Annotated in this window: 4 protein-coding genes; 1 reads left to right on the forward strand and 3 read right to left on the reverse strand. The window is 49.3% G+C overall.

The annotated features are described in order from the left end of the window. Positions 1 to 345: 345 nt before the first annotated feature. The 3 genes from B7L71_RS18055 to B7L71_RS14390 form a co-directional block, all read right to left on the reverse strand. Positions 346 to 1,056, reverse strand: a complete 711-nt coding sequence (locus tag B7L71_RS18055) for an inovirus Gp2 family protein (protein ID WP_016915552.1) — start codon at positions 1,054 to 1,056, stop codon at positions 346 to 348. Positions 1,057 to 1,319: 263 nt separating this feature from the next. Further along, positions 1,320 to 1,520 (reverse strand): helix-turn-helix transcriptional regulator, encoded by a 201-nt coding sequence (locus tag B7L71_RS14385; RefSeq protein WP_016915553.1) that lies wholly within the window; start codon positions 1,518 to 1,520, stop codon positions 1,320 to 1,322. A gap of 78 nt (positions 1,521 to 1,598) precedes the next feature. Next, complete coding sequence (locus tag B7L71_RS14390) at positions 1,599 to 2,156, reverse strand: hypothetical protein (protein ID WP_081138792.1); 558 nt, start codon at positions 2,154 to 2,156, stop codon at positions 1,599 to 1,601. Between B7L71_RS14390 and B7L71_RS14395 the strand changes: the two genes are divergently transcribed. Further along, a partial coding sequence (locus B7L71_RS14395; RefSeq protein WP_139790144.1) for a transposase occupies positions 2,155 to 2,260 on the forward strand: 106 nt, incomplete at its 3' end. The genes B7L71_RS14390 and B7L71_RS14395 overlap by 2 nt on opposite strands.

Genomic DNA, 2,260 nt, shown 5'->3' on the forward strand with positions numbered 1-2,260 from the left:
AGGATGAAAGACATGTGAGTAATGTAATCCCTGGAAAAGATAACGTATTGATAATTCTTGGTTTCCGCATTGCAGGCGCGATACCAAAGTTTATTTTGTTGCACTCATAATCTCTTGGTCGTAAATTCATGTGCTACTGGAGTTTCCAGCTGTTGCAGCGTAACGGTGTAGCTCATCGATGATTCCATATATGGCAGTAATCGTCGGCATGGTGGATACCTAGCCCCCACAAAAGAGTGAGCCGAGTTTAGCGGTGTGGGGGCATGAGGGCAAAGCGATACTCCACTGACCGTATCCATTGCCTGGATAGGTTTAGTGAGCTTGTGGATCGATAGACAATGTCCCTTATTGGCGGCTAGTACCAAACGCTCGTACACCTAGCCCGTACTGCTTTGTATTCGTTTTACAGAGATAAGAGGCACGTGTGAAAGCCTGCTCAAAGCTAGTTAGGTCACCTCGGTCGATCCAGTAGTAAGGGTTATCAGGGACGTGTACCCATGGCTCTTGAGGGTTCCAAGTGATTCCCAGCGCGCTGTACCAAGCACGTGACACCCGGCTGATAAGGTTCTCGTTTTGAGAGCCTGCCTTACCTGGCATGTGATACGCGTCACGATTCAGTAGGAAGAAGAAGTGATAGTGCGGCTTGCCGTTAAGGCCAACCTCCCGGCACCATACGTAGCGCACCTTAGTGTCAGGCACCCAGCCAGCTTGGCGTTTACTCTCACGATCATGTTTGATAATCGCTTTAAAGGAAGCGATGAACCTTGCGATAAGGCCTTTGTGATCCTCCGGCCTCATCCGGTCGCTTATCGTTGTGGGAATGACAGGATCGACCCTGAAGGCTAGCACGCGAGGGTAGTCAGCGAGAGCCTTGTGCATTGTAATGTAAAGGGCCTGAAGGTATTCATCGGCCATTGGGAGATGTTTCACTTGGAGAGCAAGCCCGTTGAAGGTAGGAGCAGCGTTCAAGCACAAATTAGCGTTTGATGGGTGTCGTTGAAGCATTTTAATTACCTCGATAGTGAGATCGACCCATGCCTTCGGAGGCATGAGCATGTATGTCAGGCACGACGAAGCCTCCAGCGGAGGCTGGATTCATTGAGACGGATACGTGTGGATGGCTACCTTTACGCTCGCTACTCAGGGACGGGGCTTGATGCCCCTCCCATTACCCTTTGATTTAAATATTTGATTTAACTAATAATAATTAAACAAGGTTCTTGGGAATGGGTAGTGACCGATAGGTACTGATGGTTGCTGGTGGGAGTGAGTCGCCGTCAGCGAATAATCACTCTTCAATTAAATGAGGAAAGATTGAGTTACTTCAGCACTGCTTCATTCCTGCGCTCGATGCTTTCGCAGATCCAGGCTTCCACTTCACGCTCGACCCAGGCAACAGCCCGAGTGCCCAGCTTGATGGGCTGAGGGAACTGCCCAAGGCTGATGTACTTGTAGACCGTCGATCTAGCCAGCCCAGTACGATCCATGACGTCTTTGATGCGGATTAATCGATTGCTCATGACGAACTCCTGTTATTCGTTCATGAGATGAGGCAGGTGAGTATTTTTTAATTGGAGAGTGGCTTTGGCGACTGGTGGTTATGCGTCGCTAGGCTCTTGAGCGTCAGACTCTGTGGCATCATCTGACTCATCATTGATAGCTGAAAGGCAATCCTGATGATGTGTTTGCCAATAGGTTTTTAGATCCTCGCTGACAGGGCTGCGGGATATAGTGGTCGTTGGCTCTTTACCGGCATCTTCGGAACGCAGGCCATAGCTACGTAGTTGAAACGCGGGTAAGGTCGAGCCGTTAGGTGAATTGGGAAAAACAGGCACAAGCATGTAGGTCATTGCTTCGTCGTCTCCGTGTCCATTACGGATGATGTCACGCTGAAGCTGTTTGGCTAGGTGATGTGACAGGGCATAAAACAGTAGCGCCAAGGGGTGATAAGAGAATTGTTCTGTTATTGGTTCTACTGTGGGAGGCTTATCGTCCAAGGCCTTTGTATAGTTGTCTGCTTTTTCAGACGCCCATTCTGACTCCTGCTCAGGTTTCGTTTCGATCACATATTCAGGCGTTATGCGGTAATCCCCCCGAAAAACCAAGGTGCTCAAAAGTAGAATTTTCCGTAAGCTAAACGCAGGGAGGTTCTGCATGAAAAAATCACGTTTTTCTGACAGCCAAATACTGGCAATTCTCAAGCAAGCCGAAGGCGGCGCTCCGGTTCCAGAGCTGTGTCGTGAGCATGGCATGAGCAGTG

Origin of the sequence: Halomonas sp. BC2, assembly GCF_002078115.1 — a bacterium.
Classification (GTDB): Bacteria; Pseudomonadota; Gammaproteobacteria; order Pseudomonadales; family Halomonadaceae; genus Vreelandella; species Vreelandella stevensii.